We start from the raw sequence: 17,462 nt of genomic DNA, 5'->3' as shown, positions 1-17,462 counted from the left end.
TGAAAATATTGTACCACGAAACGAAAAAAAGCACCCCGTAGGGTGCTGAAGCGATTACGCCTTGTCGGCGAAAATATAAAATTGTTGGACCAGATAGCTGAGCACGAAGATCGTGGCTTCTACCATGAGTTTGGCGGGCACCGGGTGGAACGAGAGCACTTCGCCCAGCAGGTACAAGAGCCCGCTGTTCAGCGCGAGCAAGCAGAGCACCAGACCGAAATACTGGAGCGCATCTCTTGCGAGCGTGTCCTTGGAATCGAAGACCAGTCGGCGGTTTACCGCAAAGTTAAAGGTGGAGCTCACAATCCGCGCCATTACATTGGCGCCGACGAGAAAATGGGCGATGCCGAAGGCCTTCAAAAAATGTAGAAACAAATTAAAAAAAGCGAAATCCACCAAGAAACTCAAAAATCCGCTGATCGCAAACAAAATCGCCTCGCCCCGCTGAAACAGCGCGCGAAAGATTCGGGCGGAGTCGAGCAGGGGATTGTAGTGGGAGGTGGAATTTTCCGCGTCCCGGTAGATGGTCTCGATGGGGTATTGTACGATGGCGCGCCCGCTCCGGGACCAATCCATCAGTACCTTCATTTCGTATTCGTAGCGTTCGCCCGGAACGTCGATCATAAAATCCAGAGCGTCGCGGGAAAACGCCCGAAGGCCCGTCTGCGTATCTTCCAGATCGCGAATGCCCGAGAGCCCGCGAAATACCTTGGCGGTCAGGCGGTTGCCGACGCGGGAGCGAAGCGGCGTATTCTCGGGAAAGCCGCGTACCCCCAGCGCCAGTGCGTCGGGGTGCGCTTCGGCGGTCCGCAAGGTTCCCAGGGTGTCGGGCGGGCTGTGCTGGCCGTCGGCATCGGCGGTGACGATGCGCCGCACAGCGGGCATATGGTCGCGTATATGGCAAAATCCGTATTTCATGGCGTATCCCTTGCCGCGGTTTTCCGCGTAGCCGAGCCTTTCTACGGCGGGGGGAAGGGCGTCGAACGCGGGCGCATATTCTGCACCCGATCCGTCGTCGATTACCAAAACCGCGGCGCCGTTTGCGAGGAGCGATTCGGCAAAGGAGAGCAGGCTCTCGTCGGGCTTATAGGCGGGAATCAACACGAGATCGCCGGGATGTGCCGTCATCGTCGCCTTATTCACGGCACAGTTCCTCGCCGAGCACCGAGACGGGAAGGGGGAGCGCCCCTTCGAGAAAGTGCATGAGGCGCGCGTCCATGCCGCCGGTGAAGTGTACTCGGATTCTGCCTTCGCCGACGGTCTGAATATTGCCGTTCAGGCGGCGCATCAGTTGGCGGATCGTCCCCGCATTGCCGTCGAGAATCTGCATATCCGGCGGCAGGATCTCCCGAAAGATCTCGCGATACCAAATAAAATGCGTGCATCCCAGCACCATCGCGCCGTACTCGTCGAGGGGATACGAAGAGAGAATCGTCTCCAGATCCGCCCGTACATCCGGCGTGTCGAACTCGAAGTTTTCCGCAAATTCCACCAAATTCGGAAGCGGCAACACGTCCACCTGGCCCGCCTTGTCCACTCGATTCACCAGGTTTTTGAGCTTTTCGGACTTACTCGTGCCCTCGGTCGAAAGCACCAGCACCCGCTTATGGGCCGCGTCCTTTTCCACCGCGGGTTTTACCGCCGGTTCCATGCCGATGATGGGCACCGCGTATTTTTCGCGCAGATACGCGGCGGAGGTGACCGTCGCCGTATTGCAGGCGAGCAGCACCGCCTTGGGATGGCAGGGGGATACGGCATCCATCATTTCGTCCAAAAAGGAACGGATGTCCTCTACGCGCTTCGGTCCGTAGGGGACATTCTTCGTATCGCCGTAATATATGAAGTTTTCTTGCGGCATCGCCGCCGCCGCTTCCGCCAGGGCCGTAATGCCGCCCAGCCCGGAATCGAATACCACAATGGATTCCATATCCCACATCCTTTCGGAAATATTATATCAGAAGCGTTCAAGTCCTTCTTTACAGAAAGATAAAGAATCGGCAAAAGGGCATAAAAAAAACCGCCCGTAGGCGGAATTTGGTGGAGATGAGGAGGATCGAACTCCTTACCTCTTGAATGCCATTCAAGCGCTCTCCCATGTGAGCTACACCCCCATATGTCGGTCGTGCACAGATTTCACTGCGTTTCGACAAGAATTAGTGTACCACAGCCGCCATAAATTTACAAGGACTAAATAATGATTACATAAAAATTGCACGGCCGGCGTATGCTTATACGAGGACGGAGACGAGGGCGTTGGTGCCGTAGTCGTCGCCGGTGCGATTGCGATAGGAGTGGTAGCGGCGGTCGGTCATGGTGTCGGCGGGATCGATGGCGATGCGGGCGGGCAGCACGCCGGCTTCGAGTAAGATCCTGCGGTTGGTCTCGCGAATGTCGATGTAGTCGTGGGTGGGATCGTCGTATGTAATCACCGATTCGGCGAAGTCGAAGGCGTCTCGCCACAGGGCGCTCACTTCGTTTCCCACCTGAAAGCTGTCTTTTCCGATGGTGGGACCGATAAAGGCGTAGAGATCCGACGGCTCTGTGCCGTAGTGGGTCCGAAGTGCCGCCGCGGCTTTTTTTGCGATGCGGGCGAGGGTAGGGCGCCAGCCGGAATGGATGCACGCCTGTACCTGTTGTACGGGATCGTAGAGGAGGATGGGGGTGCAGTCGGCGACGCGCGATACGAGGGCGATGTGCTTTTTGTCGGTGATCAGGGCGTCGCAGTCGGCGACGATGTATTCGCCGTAATAGGGCCGCGCGTGATGGGTGGGCACGATGCGCACGTGGTCGGAGTGGGTCTGGTCCATAAACCAGACGGAATCCGCCGTGGCGCCGATTTCCGAAAGGAAGCGATGCGCCGCCGATGCGGGCGCGTTGCCCTCGGTGGCGCGAAAATTATAGGGTTTTTGCGATACGCCGAAGCGGATCCCCGCACACTGCAATATAGACATGGATTTCTCCGCCTTTCCATCTTCTTTTTCATTCGATATAATACCTGTGGAGGAATCGTATGAAAAAAGGAATCAAGAGGACCGTTCTCCTCTTACTTATTATAATTGCAATACTCTTCGGAATCAAAAGATTCGGTTTGCTTCCCTATAAGGCGGAGTTGCTATACGGCAAAAAGACCGAGTACGAGATCGCCAAGATGGAGATTTTGGACAAGGGAATTTTGGCGACTTGGGACGGCGACCGGCTGATGTTTATCGGCACAAACGGCAAGACGATCTCTACGGTGGACCGCACGGCGGAAGGGCAGGAGGTTTTCTTCGGCGATGCGGACGCGATGCTCTACGACAAGGACGTGGATAAGCTCGTGGTCTTCGGCCCCGACGGGAAGGAAAAGGCGTCCTATGCCTTAGACGGCGAGCTGTTTCGGGCGGAGATGCAAAACGGAGTGCGGCTGTTGCACATTCGCTACGACGACGGGGAGCGTTTGTTTGTGGCGGAAGACAGCGGCAGTTTGTCGCCGATTTTCGAGACGAAGAATTTTATTTTGGACTTCGCCGTACAGAGTCGCGATCGCTTCGCCGTATCGGAACTTTCGGACACGGCCAACGGCTATAAGACCACGGTATTCGTCAGCGAAGAGGGCGATGCGCGAAAGATGGAAAAGACGGAGTTCCCCATGGAGGTTTCCATGCGGCTGGTGCCCTATGATTTTCCCGTGGTGGTGACGGAAAAGCATCTCTACGGAATCCAAGACGAGCTGATTACAAAGAGCGTGCCGATTTTAAGCGACGTCTGTGTGTACCGAGGGAATATCTATACCTTATATAGCGGCATCCTCGGCAAGCGGGACAAGCGGCTCGAGGAGACGAAGCAGTATTTGATGGGCGCCAATGTAAACCGGCTGGCGCCCATGCCGCAGGGGCTCTTCGCCTACGGCAATCGCGAGATTTTGGGCAATGTCCATGCCGAGAAGCCCTACAAGTTGCGTTTTGCGGAAAATCCCGATACACTAAGTCTTCGCGACGGCTTTATCGCCGCCTACGGAGAGAAGTCGATCTCCGTTTACGCCTTAAAGCCGGACTTTTCGTTCCGACACAAAGCCGTACAGGATTTGGAGGAGGCAAAGACCATTGAATGAACTGAAGGCCGTACTCTTTAACGAAAGCGGAAGCCTATCGATCGTCGGTACGATTGTCGTCGCCGGGATATTGATTGTGGCGACGCGGATTTTGGTGGCGGTGATCGAAAACGCCATCGAAAAGTACATCCAAGACCGGGAGAAAAAGAAAAAGAGCAACCAGCGGCGGGTAATGACGCTGACGCGCCTCGCCGCCAATCTGTCAAAGTACGGGATCTATTTCTTTGCGGTGCTTTTGATGCTCCGCCTTCTGCACGTGAACACCTCGACGATTATCGCGACCGCCGGGGTCGGCTCTCTCGCCATCGCCATGGGCGCCCAGGTGATGGTAAAGGACTTTATCAACGGATTCTTTATCCTGTTCGAGGACCAGTACGGCGTGGGGGACTATGTGGAATGTGCGGAGAAGAAGGGCATTGTGATCGAGGTGGGGGTGCGGGTCACCAAGATCCGCGACTTCGACGGCTCGATCCACATCATTCCCAATTCGGAGATTCGGATCGTCACCAATCGCGCCCGCGGCCGCATGCGCGCCAAGGTGATTATGCCCATCGACCGAAGCGAAGATCCCAATGTGGTGCTTTCGCTGTTTGAAGAGGCGCTCAAGAAGCTGACGTCGGAATACCCCAGTGCGACGCCGAGTATTTGGGGCGTTACGGGCTATATCGACAATGGCTACGAGATCACCGTAACCGCTATGGCGGAGCCGGGAGAGCAGTTCGACTTGGAGTACGATCTGAGAAAGCTTTTGCAGGAGACGATGATGGAAAATGATATTCAGGTGCCCCGGTTCCCGTGGGGAAAAGGAGGAACGGAATGAATCGGCTGTTTTACCGAGAAGGAGATGTGGTAACCTTAAAAAAGAGCCACGCCTGCGGGGAAAATCTATGGCGCATTCTCCGCACCGGCGTCGACATCAAATTGGAGTGTATGGGCTGTGACCGCACCATTTGGATGACGCGCATGGAATTCGAGAAACGGGTTCGCAAGATTCGTGAAGGAGACAAGATGGTTTCCATCGTCCATCACCGACCGAACGAGGAAGAGGAATAGTCCACGACCGGTGGACTTTTCTTTTGTCTGTCGTTCTCGTGTTATATTTGTGAAATCATCGCGGTTGATTGCAGTGGAAAATGCGATTTGATAAAATATTATGTTAGTGAAAGGAAATGTGTGATCATTATGTCTCTATTAGATAAAATATTCGGCACGTATTCCGAGCGGGAGATCAAGAAAATCCGTCCCATTATGGAAAAGGTCCTCGCCCTGGATACCGAAATGCAAGCATTGAGCGACGAAGCCTTACAGGCAAAGACAAAAGAATTTAAAGACCGCGTAAGCGATGGCGAAAGCCTCGACGACATTCTGCCCGAGGCATTTGCCGTCGTGCGCGAAGCCGCCGATCGCGTGCTGGGCATGAAACACTTCCCGGTACAGATCCTCGGGGGAATCATCCTCCATCAAGGCCGTATCGCCGAGATGAAGACCGGGGAAGGGAAGACCCTGGTGGCGACGCTGCCCGCGTACTTAAATGCCCTGGCGGGCAAGGGAACCCACGTGGTTACTGTCAACGACTATCTGGCGGAGCGGGATAAGCAGTGGATGGGAAAGGTCTATAGTTTCTTGGGCCTGACCGTGGGCTGTATTCTGCACGATATGAGTTCCGAAGAGCGAAAAGCCGCCTACAATGCGGACATCACCTACGGGACCAATAACGAATTCGGATTCGACTACCTCCGGGACAATATGGTGGTCTATAAGGAAAATCAGGTACAGCGCGATCTATTCTTCTGTATCGTCGACGAGGTGGACTCGATTTTGATCGACGAAGCGCGTACGCCGTTGATTATATCGGGCCAAGGGGACGAATCCACGGATCTGTATATCCGCGCCAAGAATTTCGTCGATACCCTGAGCTATCGGGTGAAGGACCAGTCCGAAGAACAACAGGACCGCTTTAACCGCGAGTTCCGTGAGGAAGACGTGGACTATGTGATCGACGAAAAGCAAAAGACCGCGACCCTTTCCGATAAGGGGACGGCAAAGGCGGAACAGTACTTCGGGATCGATAATTTGACGGACCCCGACAACACCGAGCTTTTGCACCACATTCACCAGGCGCTCAAGGCGAAGGGCACCATGCATTTGGACATCGACTATGTCGTCGAAGACGGCGAGATTATTATCGTCGACGAATTTACCGGTCGTCTAATGTACGGACGCCGGTACTCCGAAGGGCTGCACCAAGCCATCGAGGCGAAAGAGGGGATCGAGGTCAAGGCGGAATCGAAGACGCTCGCGACCATTACCTTCCAAAACTTCTTCCGCATGTATACCAAACTCGCGGGTATGACCGGTACGGCGATGACCGAGGAATCGGAGTTCCGCGAAATCTACAATATCGACGTGGTGGAAATCCCCACCAATAAAGAAGTGATCCGTAAGGACGAAGACGATGCGATCTATCGTTCCGAAGAAGCGAAATTCCGCGCCGTTACCGAGGACATTCGCGCGCGCCACGAAAAGGGGCAGCCGATTCTGGTGGGTACGGTTTCGATCGAAAACTCGGAAAAGCTCTCTGCCTATCTGAAGCGCAAGGGCATTTCGCACAAGGTTTTGAATGCCAAGCGCCACAAACAAGAATCCGAAATCGTCGCCCAGGCGGGCCGCTTCGGCGCGGTGACCATCGCGACCAATATGGCAGGTCGTGGTACCGACATCGTCTTGGGCGGAAACCCCGACTTTATGGCCAAGCAGTCTATGGCAAAAGAGGGCTTTGAAGACGATATGATTCAGGCGGCGGACAGCCACTTCGATACCGACGACAAAAACATTATCGATGCCCGCGCGCGTTTTGAAGCGCTGCGCGACGAATACAAACAGGAAACCGACAAGGAAAAGGAACAGGTCATCGAGGCGGGCGGTCTACACATTATCGGCACCGAACGCCACGAATCCCGCCGCATCGACAACCAGCTGCGAGGTCGTTCCGGACGGCAAGGCGACCGCGGTAGCACCAAGTTCTATATTTCCGCCGACGACGAGTTGATCCGCCTCTTTGCGGGCGATCGCTTTAAGAATGTCATGGAAGGCATCGATGCGCCGGAAGACGAGCCCATCGAACACAAGATCTTGACCCGCTTGATCGAATCCGCACAGCGCAAGGTCGAAGGCAACAACTTCAGCATTCGTAAACACGTTCTCCAATACGACGACGTGATGAACAAACAGCGGGAAGTCATCTACGCCGAGAGAAAGAAAGTGCTCGAAGGAGGCGATCTGAAAGAAGACATCGCCGCCATGGCACGGGATTTGATCGACGACACCGTAGACTTCAATGTAAAGCTCGACGACAAGCACCAAAAATACGTCGACTACGAGGGCATTTATCTCTTTGCCCGCAATACCTTCGGCTTTGACGAAGATTTCCTCGACGGACATACCGAATCGGACGCCGACGAACTGAAGCGCTTTATTCGCGAAGAGGCGAAGAAGAAGTATGCCGAAAAAGAAGAAGAATTCGGCGCCGAGGCCTTCCGCGAAGTGGAACGGGTCATTCTTTTGCGCGTCGTGGACCAAAAGTGGATGGACCACATCGACGCGATGGACCAGCTGCGCCAAGGGATCGGGCTCAGAGCCGTCGGCCAGATCGACCCGGTTCGCGCCTACCAAAACGAAGGCTTCGATATGTTTGAGGCCATGAACGAAAGCATTCGCGAAGAAACCGTACGCCTCCTCTTCCACGTGGAAAACCCGGAAAAGATGGAAAGAAAACAGGTCGCACAGGAAGTCAAGACCGTCAATCCCGATTCCGGCGTGCAAGAACCCGTACGCAGACAGACGAAGAAAATCGGCAGAAACGATCCCTGCCCCTGCGGCAGCGGCAAAAAATATAAGAACTGCCACGGCAAAAACGCATAGAGAGCGAGAAAGGATCCCATGGAACAAAATTTATTTTTGGATCGGGGACGATTAGAAGATGTGGAAGAACTCGTCCGCCGATTGGCGAAGAGTCTGCGTATAGACGAATTAAAAACCGAATACGCCGCCTTAACGGAAAAGACGATGGAGCCGGGCTTTTGGGACGACAGCGCGGCGGCGCAGAAGGTGATCCGCCAACAAAACGCCATTAAGTCTCGCACGGACAAGTACGACGAACTGATGGAGGCGATCGAAGAGGCATCGGTGCTCTTGGATCTGATGCAGGAAGAGGAAGACTTTAGCTTCTACGATCAGTTTAAAGAGAGCCTGGACGGCATCGAAGAAAAGGCGCGCATTTTTAAACTCGAGACGCTCCTAAACGGGGAGTACGACGACAACGACGTCATTCTTTCCATCCACGCGGGCGCCGGCGGCACCGAGGCCCAGGATTGGGCGGGAATGTTGCTCCGGATGTATACGCGCTACGCCGAACAGCACGGTTACGGCGTCGAAGTGCTCGACGTGTTAAAAGAAGACGAGGCGGGCATCAAATCCGCCACGCTTTCGATCTCCGGGCCCCACGCCTACGGTTATCTGAAGGCCGAAAAGGGCGTACACCGCCTGGTGCGGATCTCGCCCTTTGACGCGGCGAAAAAGCGCCATACGAGCTTTACCTCGGTGGACGTCTACCCCGAGCTCGACGACGATATGGAAGTGGAGATCAACCAGGAAGATTTGAAGATCGACACCTACCGCTCCAGCGGCGCCGGCGGCCAACACGTAAACACCACCGACTCCGCCGTGCGCATTACCCACATCCCCACGGGGATCGTGGTGCAATGCCAGAACGAGCGCAGCCAGATTCAAAACCGCGAACAGGCGATGAAGATGCTCACCGCCAAACTCGTGGCGCTGAAAGAAGAAGAACAAAAAGAAAAGATCGAGGACCTCGCCGGCAACTATTCCCAGATCGCTTGGGGTTCGCAGATCCGCTCGTATGTATTCCACCCCTACACGATGGTAAAAGACCACCGCACGGGAGAGGAAATGGGGGATGTCAACCGCGTTATGGACGGCGATTTGGACCCCTTTATCAACGCCTTTTTAGAGGCACACGCAAAGTAAAGACAACGACGAACAAAGAGAGGCGCGTCCTCTCTTTTCTTCATGGAGGAAGAATGGAACTTTCGAATGCCCTTGCGAGGGAATTTCACATCGGCGAAGACGTCGCCAAGGACATCTTACAACTGTTGGACGAAGGCAATACCGTGCCCTTTATCGCCCGCTACCGAAAGGAACGCACCGGCGATATGGGCGATGCGACCCTGCGAAAATTTGAGGCGCGAAAGGGCGAGTTGGAAAAGCTTGCGGCGCGAAAGGATACGATCTTAAGGACCGTTTCCGAGCAGGGAAAGCTCACCCCCGCGCTGAAACAGGCGGTGGAATCGGCAGAAGATGCCGCCACACTGGAAGACCTATACCGCCCCTATAAGCCCAAGCGGCGTACACGGGCCACCGCCGCACGAGAGGCGGGATACGGTCCCCTGGCGGAAGAATTTATGTCGGATCGCCCGATGGCCGCCTTCGAAGAAGCCCTCTCTGCCTTCGACGGCGATACAGAGGAGGCACGAAGCGGCGTGATGGATATCGTCGCCGAGGAGATCCAAAACGATCCGACCGTGCGGAATGTACTCAAGAAGTATCTGCGCCGCAGCGCCTCTTTGACGTCCGCGGCCGGAAAGACGCCCGATGGGAAATACGAAATGTATGAAGACTTTTCGCTCAAACTCCGCCGCCTCAAGGGCCACCACGTACTCGCCTTGGGCCGGGGCGAGGCGAACGACGCGCTTTCGATAAAGATCGAGGCGGACGAGGAGATGATGGGTTCGATCATCGCGCAGGTGATCAAGCCGCCGGCGGACAAAAAGCAGTCGTTTGAACGCATCGCCGAAGACGCCTTAAAGCGGCTGCTCTTTCCCTCTTTGGAGCGGGAGATTCGCCGCGAACTCAGAGAGAGCGCGCGGGAAGATGCCATCGAAGTCTTTGCGAAAAATCTAAAGCCCCTGTTGATGACCCCGCCCTTGGGGCACCGGGTGGTGCTGGGGATCGACCCCGGCAACCGAACCGGCTGTAAGGTGGCGGTGGTGGACGAAAACGGCCGCTATCTCGATCAGGCGGTGATCTATCCCACGCCGCCCCGCTCCGACTATCGCCGCTCCGCCGATACCCTGATGCGGCTGATCGCACGGCACGGCGTCGAAGTGATCGCGGTGGGATCGGGCACGGCGAGCTACGAGACCGAACAATTTTTGGGGCGGATGATCGAAGAAGAGGGCGCGGATATTTCGTATGCCATCGTAAACGAAGACGGGGCGAGCATCTATTCCGCATCGCCTCTGGGGATCGAGGAGTTTCCCGATCTCGACGTGACCATACGCGGGGCCATCTCGATCGCGCGAAGGCTTCAGGATCCCTTGGCGGAGCTGGTAAAGATCGAGCCCCGGCATATCGGCGTGGGGCAGTACCAGCACGACCTCGACGAAAAAGCGTTGGACACGCGGCTCTCGGGCGTCGTGGAAGGCGCGGTCAACGAAGTCGGGGTCGATGTGAATCTCGCCTCCGTATCTCTTTTGTCGCATGTTTCGGGAATCGGCGACAAACTCGCCCGAAATATTGTAGAATATAGGGAAACCAACGGCGCGTTTCGCAATCGAAACGAACTCAAGTCGGTAAAGGGTTTGGGGCCCAAGGCCTTTGAGCAGTCCGCGGGATTTTTGCGGATCGCAGGGGGCGAGGAGATGTTGGATGCCACCGGCGTCCACCCCGAGTCCTACCCGCTGGCGCGCATTCTCTTAAAAGAAGAAGCGAGTGCTTCTGAAAAAGAAGCCCTCGCATCCGCCGGGCACTATACCCTTTCGGACATTCAAAGAGAGCTCGAAAAGCCGGGGCGCGACATCCGCGAAGACGGCGGCCATATCAGCTTAAAGCGCAGCTCGCTTTCGATGGCCGATCTTAAGCCGGGGCTCGTGCTCGAAGGCATTGTGCGCAATGTGGTGGATTTCGGCGCGTTTTTGGACATCGGCGTGAAAAAAGACGGCCTGCTTCACAGGACCGAGATCACAAAAAGCGCCGGGGACAATATATACAAACGCATACAGGTGGGAGATCGCATGGAGGTCATCGTCCTCGAAGCGGACCCCGAAAAGGAGCGCATCTCCCTGGGACGGAAAGGAAAGGATCGTGGCAAAAAAGTGCATTGACGGCGCAAAGATCTATCAGTACCGCCGCTGGCGGGAAGGGCGTGTGTTGATCGACGGCACAAAGATTGAAGAGGTCGGCGCCATGGAGATCTCCGAGGATTGGGACGTGATCGATGCCACGGGGGAATTTCTCTACCCGGGATTTATCGACGGCCACAGCCATATCGGCATGTGTGAGACCTGCGGAGGGATGGGTAAAGATGTCAATGAGATCGGCGATGCCGTACGGCCCCAGCTCGATGCGCTGGATGCGGTCAATCCCGAAGATTGCCAGTTTCGGAAGGCCTTAAAGATCGGGATTACCTCGGTCTGCGTCACCCCCGGAAGCGCCAATGTGATCGGGGGCAAGGCGAGCGTCATCAAAACCTATGGCAATATCGTGGACAAGATGGTCGTGAAGGCGCCGGTGGCGATGAAGGCGGCGCTGGGCGAAAACCCCAAACGCCTCTACGAAGGAATCGTGGGTCCCAATGCGCCCCATAGCCGCATGGGAATCGCTTCTCTGTTTCGCGAGACGGTCCTCGCTACGCGTATGTATATGAAGCGCAAAGAGGTGGCACCCTATCTTTATGATTCCGTATACGAAGCGATGATTCCCGTGGTGAACCGCAGCATCGCCGTCAAATTCCACGCCCACAGTCGAGAAGACGTGGTAACCGCCATCCGATTGGGCGAAAGCCTGCACCTGCGATACACCATCGAACACGCCACCGGCGCCGGCGCCATCGCCGAGTATCTGAAAGAGAAAGACGTGGGCGTCTTTATCGGACCCGCCTTCGGCGTCGAATCCAAATTGGAACAAAAGGGAAGCGGCTTCGACATCGCCAAAAAGCTCGAGGACGCTGGGGTGCCCTTCGGCATCATCACCGACTGTCCCGAAATCTCTTCGGACACGCTGCTCTTGGCGGGACGCTACTACATTCAGGCGGGGGCATCGGAGGCGGCGGTAATCGACGCCTTTACCGTGCATCCCGCGCGGCTATTGGACCTTTCGCATCGGCTGGGCAAGATCGAAGCGGGCTATGACGCCGATATCGTCGCTTTCGACGCGCCGCTGTTCGAGGGGATGGTCGATACCGCCCGATGGACCATGGTAGACGGCAATATCGTCTACCGCAGAAAGGACGACGAGGATGGAACAATTCGTTATCGCATTTGACGGTCAGGAACAAGTCTACGACGCGCTCGATGCCACCGAAGATTTGGGCACGCGGATTATTCCCGTGCTGCCCGAGATCAAGGAATCCTGCGGACTCGCGCTTTCCGGACCCATAGAGCGGGCAGAGGAAGCACTTTCGCGCATCGAGTCGCACGACATCCCGACCGCCGGCGCGTTTCGCTACGAGCGCATCGGCAAACAGAGAAAGGTGGAAGAATTGTGATTTATCTCGACAATGGCGCCACGACGGCCATCAAGCCCGAATCGGTGGCACAAGCGGTCTACGATGCATTGACAAAGGGCTACGGCAACCCCGGCCGGGGCAGCCACCTTTGGGCGCAGAACAGCTACCGGGTGCTTAGAGACGTGCGCAAAAAAGCGGCGAAGCTATTGGGCACCGACGAGCGGATCGCCCTCACAAGCGGTGTGACCGAGAGCCTGAATGCCGCCATCTTCGGCTTAATCGGCGAGGGCGATCACGTCATCACATCGGTGATGGAACACAACTCCGTCCTCCGGCCCCTCTATGTCAGCGGCTGCGATATGAGCATTTTGCCCTTAAACGAAAACCTCGCCCCCGACCTTTCGGAGCTCGAGGGGCTTATTCGCCCCGAAACCGAGGCCATCGTCCTCTCCCACGGCTCCAATGTGGTGGGAAGCGTCACCGATATAGATCGAGTTATGGAGGTGGCGAATCGCCACGACCTGTACGTCATCGTCGACGGCGCCCAGGCGCTGGGACAGATTCCCGTCGACTTTTCGGGCGTGGATACGCGTAAACTCGTCTATTGTTTTGCCGGGCATAAATCGCTCTACGGTCCCATGGGAACCGGGGGATTTTATTACGGCGAAGAGGTGGATTTTGCGCCCTTAAAGCAAGGGGGCAGCGGCATCGAGAGCTTTAAGACCTCCATGCCCGATGAAAAGCCCGTGCGTTGGGAGGCGGGAACGGCAAATGTCCACGGTTTTGCCGGCCTCGCCGCGGGTATGGATTTCGTACTGCAAGACGGCTATTTTGAAACCAAGGACAAGATCTTTGCGCGCCTGCTCGACGGCATCCACGCACTGGACGGCTACGAGGTGTTTTATCCCGAAGAAAAGGGAACCGCCGTGGTGAGTATTCGAAGAGCGGACATGAGTTCGCAGGAACTTTCCATGCTCCTCGAAGAGCACGACATCGCCACCCGTTCGGGATACCACTGTGCGCCGCTTTTGCACGAATATCTCCATACCAAAGAGAGCGGCCTGTGCCGGTTGTCGCCGTCGTATTTTACGACCGAAGAAGAAATCGATACGGCGCTTGCGGTATTAAAAAGTATTGAATAAAAAAACAGTTTGTGGTAAACTGGACCCGTAAGATACGTTTTACGGTGGTTACCGACCTACTCGGTAGTTTTTATCTGATGCCGTTTATGCGATAAAGAGCCTGTAAAGTGCCTGATGTGGGACTTTGAAAGGCGGAAAAGCATATGCAGAAGCTCAGAGTTTTTATAAGAAAAAATCAGCAAAACAAAAAAGCATCGACACCATCATAAGATTGCGAAATTAGGTAGACCTAAGGACGGCAGTCTTTTTTGGTTTGCCTCTTAATGCAGAATTAGGAGTGGACAAATGCTCAGTCACTTGCTGAGAAAATTCGAGATTACAAAGAGCGATCTCGTACGTATTGTTTTGGGATGTGCGATCATGGCCTTCGGGGTGATCAATGTGCACGAACCGGCGCATATTACCGAAGGCGGCGTCCTCGGTTTGGGTCTGTTTATGAAGACCGTTTGGGGATGGAATCTCGCCTATGTATCGCCGATACTGGACGGCATTTGCTATCTGTTGGGATTTTCGATGTTGGGCAAGCCCTTCCTGAAAAAGGCGTCCTTGGCGACGATCTTTTTTGCGATATTCTATTATATCTTCGATCAAATGGGGCCGGTGCTACCGAACCTATACGCCTACCCCTTTTGGGCGGCGATTGCGGGCGGTATCTTTATCGGCTGCGGCTGTGGCATCGTCGTCACCGTAGGCGGTTGCGCAGGCGGAGACGATGCGCTCGCCTTGGTGATTTCGAAAAAGACCCGCTGGCCCATATCCAGAGCCTACTTATTTACGGACTTTACGGTATTGGCACTTTCCCTCAGCTACATTCCCTTTACGAGATTGATCTTTTCGTTCTTGACCACGGTCGTCTCTTCCTTCCTCATCGGCCAGTTCGAGCTGAATATGAAGGTACCGGCGTGGAAAGTCAGCGAAAGCGGAATCGAAAAGAACGCATAAAAATCAGGCCCCATGGGCCCTTTTTTTATGGCTTCAATAGCGAAACGCCTCTTCTTTTGTCATCCAAAAGTGGATGCCGCCGGTGGAATCGCGCCAGCGATCGGGATTGTAGTTGTTTGCATAGACCATCTCGCCCCGGCGATAGACGAAGTCGCCGTCGACCAAGGAGATGGCCTCGTCAAAGCGGCGCATGTGTTCGAAATCGGTGATCGATACCACAAAGGCTTTGTCGGCACGGCAGGAGGGAAGCGTCGCCGAACTGCGGCGGGCATCGGCGGGGATGTAGAGGGTCACAAGGCGGTGGTCGAAGCAGCGCTTATAGCCGATAAAGGCGCCGGTTTCGGGGCAGTGCAGGCGAAAAAACCGGGTGTACTCGTCGCTTTTTATGCCCGTAAGGACGGCATCTTCCATGACGGCGCCGTAGAGATCGGCGCCCGAGATGTCGGCATTTGTTAGATTTGCCCCGCGGAAGTTCGCCTCTCTGAGAAGCGCGCGCGAAAAATCGGCCCCGGTCAGATTGCTTTCGGCGAACCAGGCGTGGGAGAGATCCGCGTCCGAAAAATCGGCGCCGACGAGGGTTTGTTTACTAAAGTCCCGGCCCCGCAGATCGCGGAGGCGGCCTCGATGGGGATGGGTTTGCATGGGATCTACCTCCTGTAAAAAGTATAGCACGAAGGGGCATTCGTTGCGATTCTTAGGCCGTAATAGTATAATAAATACAAGAAATTTTGAACGGGCCACGCGATGGCCGGCATATCATCTATATGCAAGGAGGCAATCATGTCAAAGAAGTTTTATATTACCACGCCGATCTATTATCCCAGCGACAATTTACATATCGGCCACACGTATTGTACCGTTGCGGTCGATGCGGTAAAGCGGTTTAAGACCCTGCAGGGCTATGACGTCAAGTTTACCACCGGGACCGACGAGCACGGCCAAAAGATCGCGGGCAAAGCCGAAGAAGTGGGGAAGAAGCCTTTAGAATATATAGACGCCATTGTGGCGGATACCAAGAAATTGTGGGAGACGATGGACATTCACTACGATTCCTTTGTGCGCTCCACCGATCCCGTGCACGAAGCCAATGTGCAGGCGCTCTTTCAAAAGCTCTACGATAAGGGCGAGATTTATAAGGGCGAATACGAGGGCTACTACTGTACGCCCTGTGAAGCATTTTGGGCGGAATCGCAACTGGGCGAAGGTCACACTTGCCCGGACTGCGGACGCGAGACCCACAAACAAAAAGAAGAAAGCTATTTCTTCCGCCTTTCGAAGTATCGGGATAAGCTCCTGGCGTATTACGATGAGCACCCGGAATTTATCCAGCCCGCCTATCGCAAGAGCGAAATGGTCAATTCGTTCTTAAAAGACGGCCTCGACGATCTCTCGGTCACGCGCTCTTCCTTCGACTGGGGCGTGCCCGTTCCCTTTGACGACGAACACGTGATTTATGTGTGGATCGACGCCTTATCCTGCTATCTCACCGGCTGCGAATTCGGCACCGACGAAAAGACCTTCGAGGAATTTTGGCCCGCCGATGTGCACTTTGTCGGCAAGGAGATTATGCGCTTTCACACCATTATCTGGCCGGCGATGTTGATGGCGCTGGATCTGCCGCTGCCGAAGCAGATTTTCGGCCACGGCTGGATTCTCTTCGACGACGACAAGATGAGTAAGTCCAAGGGCAATATCATCTATCCCGAGCCGATTATCGATTTGTACGGGGTGGATGCGCTGAAGTACTTCCTCTTGCGCGAATTTTCCTTCGGCCACGACGGCAGCTTTAACGTACAGAGCTTTATGAAGCGGCTGAATTCGGACCTCGCCAACGACTTGGGAAATCTCTTAAGCCGTACGGTCTCTATGATCGAAAAGTACAACGACGGCATCGTGCCCGAAGCGGGTGAGGCGACCGAGATCGACCGGCAGCTGATCGAAGTGGCCACATCGACCTGGGATGAAGTGGCCCGAGAAATGGAAGGCTATCAATTCTCCACGGCCTTGGACGCCATTTGGAAGCTGATTCGCCGCAGCAACAAATATGTCGACGAGAACGAACCTTGGGTGCTCGCCAAGGGCGATGCGGCCGACAAGAAGCGTCTCTATACGGTGCTCTACAATTTGGCGGAATCGCTGCGGATTGTCTCGATCCTCCTCTCGCCCTTTATGGCGAATACGGCAAAGGACATCGCCGATCAGATCGGGGCGGAGGGCGAATTCGCCCTGGACGACGCCAAAAAATGGGGACTGCTGGAGTCCGGTAAAAAGGTGGAAAAGACCAAGATTATCTTCCCGCGTTTGGATATCGAAGAAGAATCCAAGCGACTGTGGGCGGAAAACGGCGCCCTGATCGAGCGCAGAAAACAGGAAAAACTGCAAAAGGGTGAAGCCATAGAAGAAGAGGGAGAAGAAAAGATGGAACGCAAACCCGAGATCACGATCGACGACTTCGATAAGTTGGACATTCGCGTCGCGACGATCGAATCCGCAGAAGACCATCCCAATGCCGACAGACTGTATGTGCTCAAGATCCGCATGGGTGCGGAAGAGCGCACGATTTGTTCGAGCATTAAAGAAGAGTATACGAAAGAAGAATTGGAAGGCAGACAAATTCTCGTCCTCGCCAATCTGAAGCCGACCAAGCTCAGGGGCATTTTGTCCGAAGGAATGCTTTTGGCGGCAGAAGATGCGGACGGAAAGCTGTCTTTGGCGACGACCATGGAAGCATTAAAATCCGGCGCCGCCATCGGTTAGGAGGAAG

The 17,462-nt window shown here is 55.2% G+C and carries 15 protein-coding genes and 1 tRNA gene; 11 read left to right on the top strand and 5 right to left on the bottom strand.

The window, feature by feature from the left end:
* Window positions 1-54: 54 nt before the first annotated feature.
* From QO008_RS03150 to QO008_RS03135, 4 genes are all read right to left on the bottom strand, one after another.
* Window positions 55-1,143, bottom strand: coding sequence for a bifunctional glycosyltransferase family 2/GtrA family protein (locus QO008_RS03150; RefSeq protein WP_307384283.1), 1,089 nt, complete (start codon window positions 1,141-1,143; stop codon window positions 55-57).
* The gene (gene murI / locus QO008_RS03145; RefSeq protein ID WP_307384281.1) at window positions 1,136-1,927 is read right to left on the bottom strand and encodes a glutamate racemase; all 792 of its coding nucleotides are present in this window, start codon (window positions 1,925-1,927) and stop codon (window positions 1,136-1,138) included. The genes QO008_RS03150 and murI overlap by 8 nt, the downstream gene beginning before the upstream one ends.
* A gap of 108 nt (window positions 1,928-2,035) precedes the next feature.
* Window positions 2,036-2,111, bottom strand: a tRNA-Ala gene (locus QO008_RS03140).
* Window positions 2,112-2,228: 117 nt separating this feature from the next.
* Entirely contained in the window at window positions 2,229-2,951 is a 723-nt protein-coding gene (locus QO008_RS03135) for a polyphenol oxidase family protein (protein WP_307384278.1), read from the bottom strand.
* Between the two features lie 59 nt (window positions 2,952-3,010).
* Between QO008_RS03135 and QO008_RS03130 the strand changes: the two genes are divergently transcribed.
* The 10 genes from QO008_RS03130 to QO008_RS03085 all read left to right on the top strand — a co-directional run bounded on the left by QO008_RS03130 (window position 3,011) and on the right by QO008_RS03085 (window position 14,698).
* Window positions 3,011-4,090 (top strand): hypothetical protein, encoded by a 1,080-nt coding sequence (locus QO008_RS03130; RefSeq protein WP_307384277.1) that lies wholly within the window; start codon window positions 3,011-3,013, stop codon window positions 4,088-4,090.
* Window positions 4,083-4,910 carry a mechanosensitive ion channel family protein gene (locus tag QO008_RS03125; protein ID WP_307384275.1) on the top strand — a complete coding sequence of 276 codons (828 nt, stop codon included), beginning with the start codon at window positions 4,083-4,085 and terminating at the stop codon, window positions 4,908-4,910. The genes QO008_RS03130 and QO008_RS03125 overlap by 8 nt, the downstream gene beginning before the upstream one ends.
* Window positions 4,907-5,143 carry a DUF951 domain-containing protein gene (locus QO008_RS03120; protein ID WP_126465652.1) on the top strand — a complete coding sequence of 79 codons (237 nt, stop codon included), beginning with the start codon at window positions 4,907-4,909 and terminating at the stop codon, window positions 5,141-5,143. The genes QO008_RS03125 and QO008_RS03120 overlap by 4 nt, the downstream gene beginning before the upstream one ends.
* A 129-nt stretch (window positions 5,144-5,272) precedes the next feature.
* Complete coding sequence (gene secA, locus QO008_RS03115) at window positions 5,273-8,011, top strand: preprotein translocase subunit SecA (RefSeq protein ID WP_307384272.1); 2,739 nt, start codon at window positions 5,273-5,275, stop codon at window positions 8,009-8,011.
* Between the two features lie 18 nt (window positions 8,012-8,029).
* Window positions 8,030-9,136 (top strand): peptide chain release factor 2, encoded by a 1,107-nt coding sequence (gene prfB, locus QO008_RS03110; protein ID WP_307384271.1) that lies wholly within the window; start codon window positions 8,030-8,032, stop codon window positions 9,134-9,136.
* A 53-nt stretch (window positions 9,137-9,189) separates the two neighbouring features.
* Window positions 9,190-11,271: a helix-hairpin-helix domain-containing protein gene (locus QO008_RS03105; RefSeq protein ID WP_126465649.1), complete on the top strand. Its 2,082-nt coding sequence runs from the start codon at window positions 9,190-9,192 to the stop codon at window positions 11,269-11,271.
* Entirely contained in the window at window positions 11,252-12,430 is a 1,179-nt protein-coding gene (locus tag QO008_RS03100) for an amidohydrolase family protein (RefSeq protein ID WP_126465648.1), read from the top strand. The genes QO008_RS03105 and QO008_RS03100 overlap by 20 nt, the downstream gene beginning before the upstream one ends.
* The gene (locus QO008_RS03095) at window positions 12,405-12,653 is read left to right on the top strand and encodes a putative Se/S carrier-like protein (protein WP_126465647.1); all 249 of its coding nucleotides are present in this window, start codon (window positions 12,405-12,407) and stop codon (window positions 12,651-12,653) included. The genes QO008_RS03100 and QO008_RS03095 overlap by 26 nt, the downstream gene beginning before the upstream one ends.
* Window positions 12,650-13,756 carry an aminotransferase class V-fold PLP-dependent enzyme gene (locus QO008_RS03090; protein ID WP_307384269.1) on the top strand — a complete coding sequence of 369 codons (1,107 nt, stop codon included), beginning with the start codon at window positions 12,650-12,652 and terminating at the stop codon, window positions 13,754-13,756. The genes QO008_RS03095 and QO008_RS03090 overlap by 4 nt, the downstream gene beginning before the upstream one ends.
* A gap of 285 nt (window positions 13,757-14,041) precedes the next feature.
* A complete protein-coding gene (locus QO008_RS03085) occupies window positions 14,042-14,698 on the top strand; it encodes a YitT family protein (RefSeq protein ID WP_126465645.1) in 657 nt (218 codons plus the stop codon).
* Between the two features lie 33 nt (window positions 14,699-14,731).
* Here the strand turns inward: QO008_RS03085 and QO008_RS03080 are convergent, their stop codons facing one another.
* Complete coding sequence (locus tag QO008_RS03080) at window positions 14,732-15,340, bottom strand: pentapeptide repeat-containing protein (RefSeq protein ID WP_126465644.1); 609 nt, start codon at window positions 15,338-15,340, stop codon at window positions 14,732-14,734.
* A gap of 138 nt (window positions 15,341-15,478) precedes the next feature.
* Between QO008_RS03080 and metG the strand changes: the two genes are divergently transcribed.
* Window positions 15,479-17,455: a methionine--tRNA ligase gene (gene metG / locus QO008_RS03075; RefSeq protein ID WP_307384266.1), complete on the top strand. Its 1,977-nt coding sequence runs from the start codon at window positions 15,479-15,481 to the stop codon at window positions 17,453-17,455.
* Window positions 17,456-17,462 lie beyond the last annotated feature (7 nt).

The organism is Aedoeadaptatus ivorii (assembly GCF_030815095.1).
In the GTDB taxonomy this organism is placed as follows: Bacteria; Bacillota; Clostridia; order Tissierellales; family Peptoniphilaceae; genus Aedoeadaptatus; species Aedoeadaptatus ivorii.
This window is presented reverse-complemented; position numbering and strand designations above follow the sequence as displayed.

Excerpts from the sequence above, each read along its gene's own strand:
- QO008_RS03120 (WP_126465652.1), top strand. The coding sequence starts at position 4,907 with ATGAATCGGCTGTTTTACCGAGAAGGAGATGTGGTAACCTTAAAAAAG.
- metG (WP_307384266.1), top strand. The coding sequence starts at position 15,479 with ATGTCAAAGAAGTTTTATATTACCACGCCGATCTATTATCCCAGCGAC.
- QO008_RS03095 (WP_126465647.1), top strand. The coding sequence starts at position 12,405 with ATGGAACAATTCGTTATCGCATTTGACGGTCAGGAACAAGTCTACGAC.
- QO008_RS03135 (WP_307384278.1), bottom strand. The coding sequence starts at position 2,951 with ATGTCTATATTGCAGTGTGCGGGGATCCGCTTCGGCGTATCGCAAAAA.
- QO008_RS03130 (WP_307384277.1), top strand. The coding sequence starts at position 3,011 with ATGAAAAAAGGAATCAAGAGGACCGTTCTCCTCTTACTTATTATAATT.
- QO008_RS03105 (WP_126465649.1), top strand. The coding sequence starts at position 9,190 with ATGGAACTTTCGAATGCCCTTGCGAGGGAATTTCACATCGGCGAAGAC.
- QO008_RS03085 (WP_126465645.1), top strand. The coding sequence starts at position 14,042 with ATGCTCAGTCACTTGCTGAGAAAATTCGAGATTACAAAGAGCGATCTC.
- prfB (WP_307384271.1), top strand. The coding sequence starts at position 8,030 with ATGGAACAAAATTTATTTTTGGATCGGGGACGATTAGAAGATGTGGAA.
- secA (WP_307384272.1), top strand. The coding sequence starts at position 5,273 with ATGTCTCTATTAGATAAAATATTCGGCACGTATTCCGAGCGGGAGATC.
- murI (WP_307384281.1), bottom strand. The coding sequence starts at position 1,927 with ATGGAATCCATTGTGGTATTCGATTCCGGGCTGGGCGGCATTACGGCC.
- QO008_RS03080 (WP_126465644.1), bottom strand. The coding sequence starts at position 15,340 with ATGCAAACCCATCCCCATCGAGGCCGCCTCCGCGATCTGCGGGGCCGG.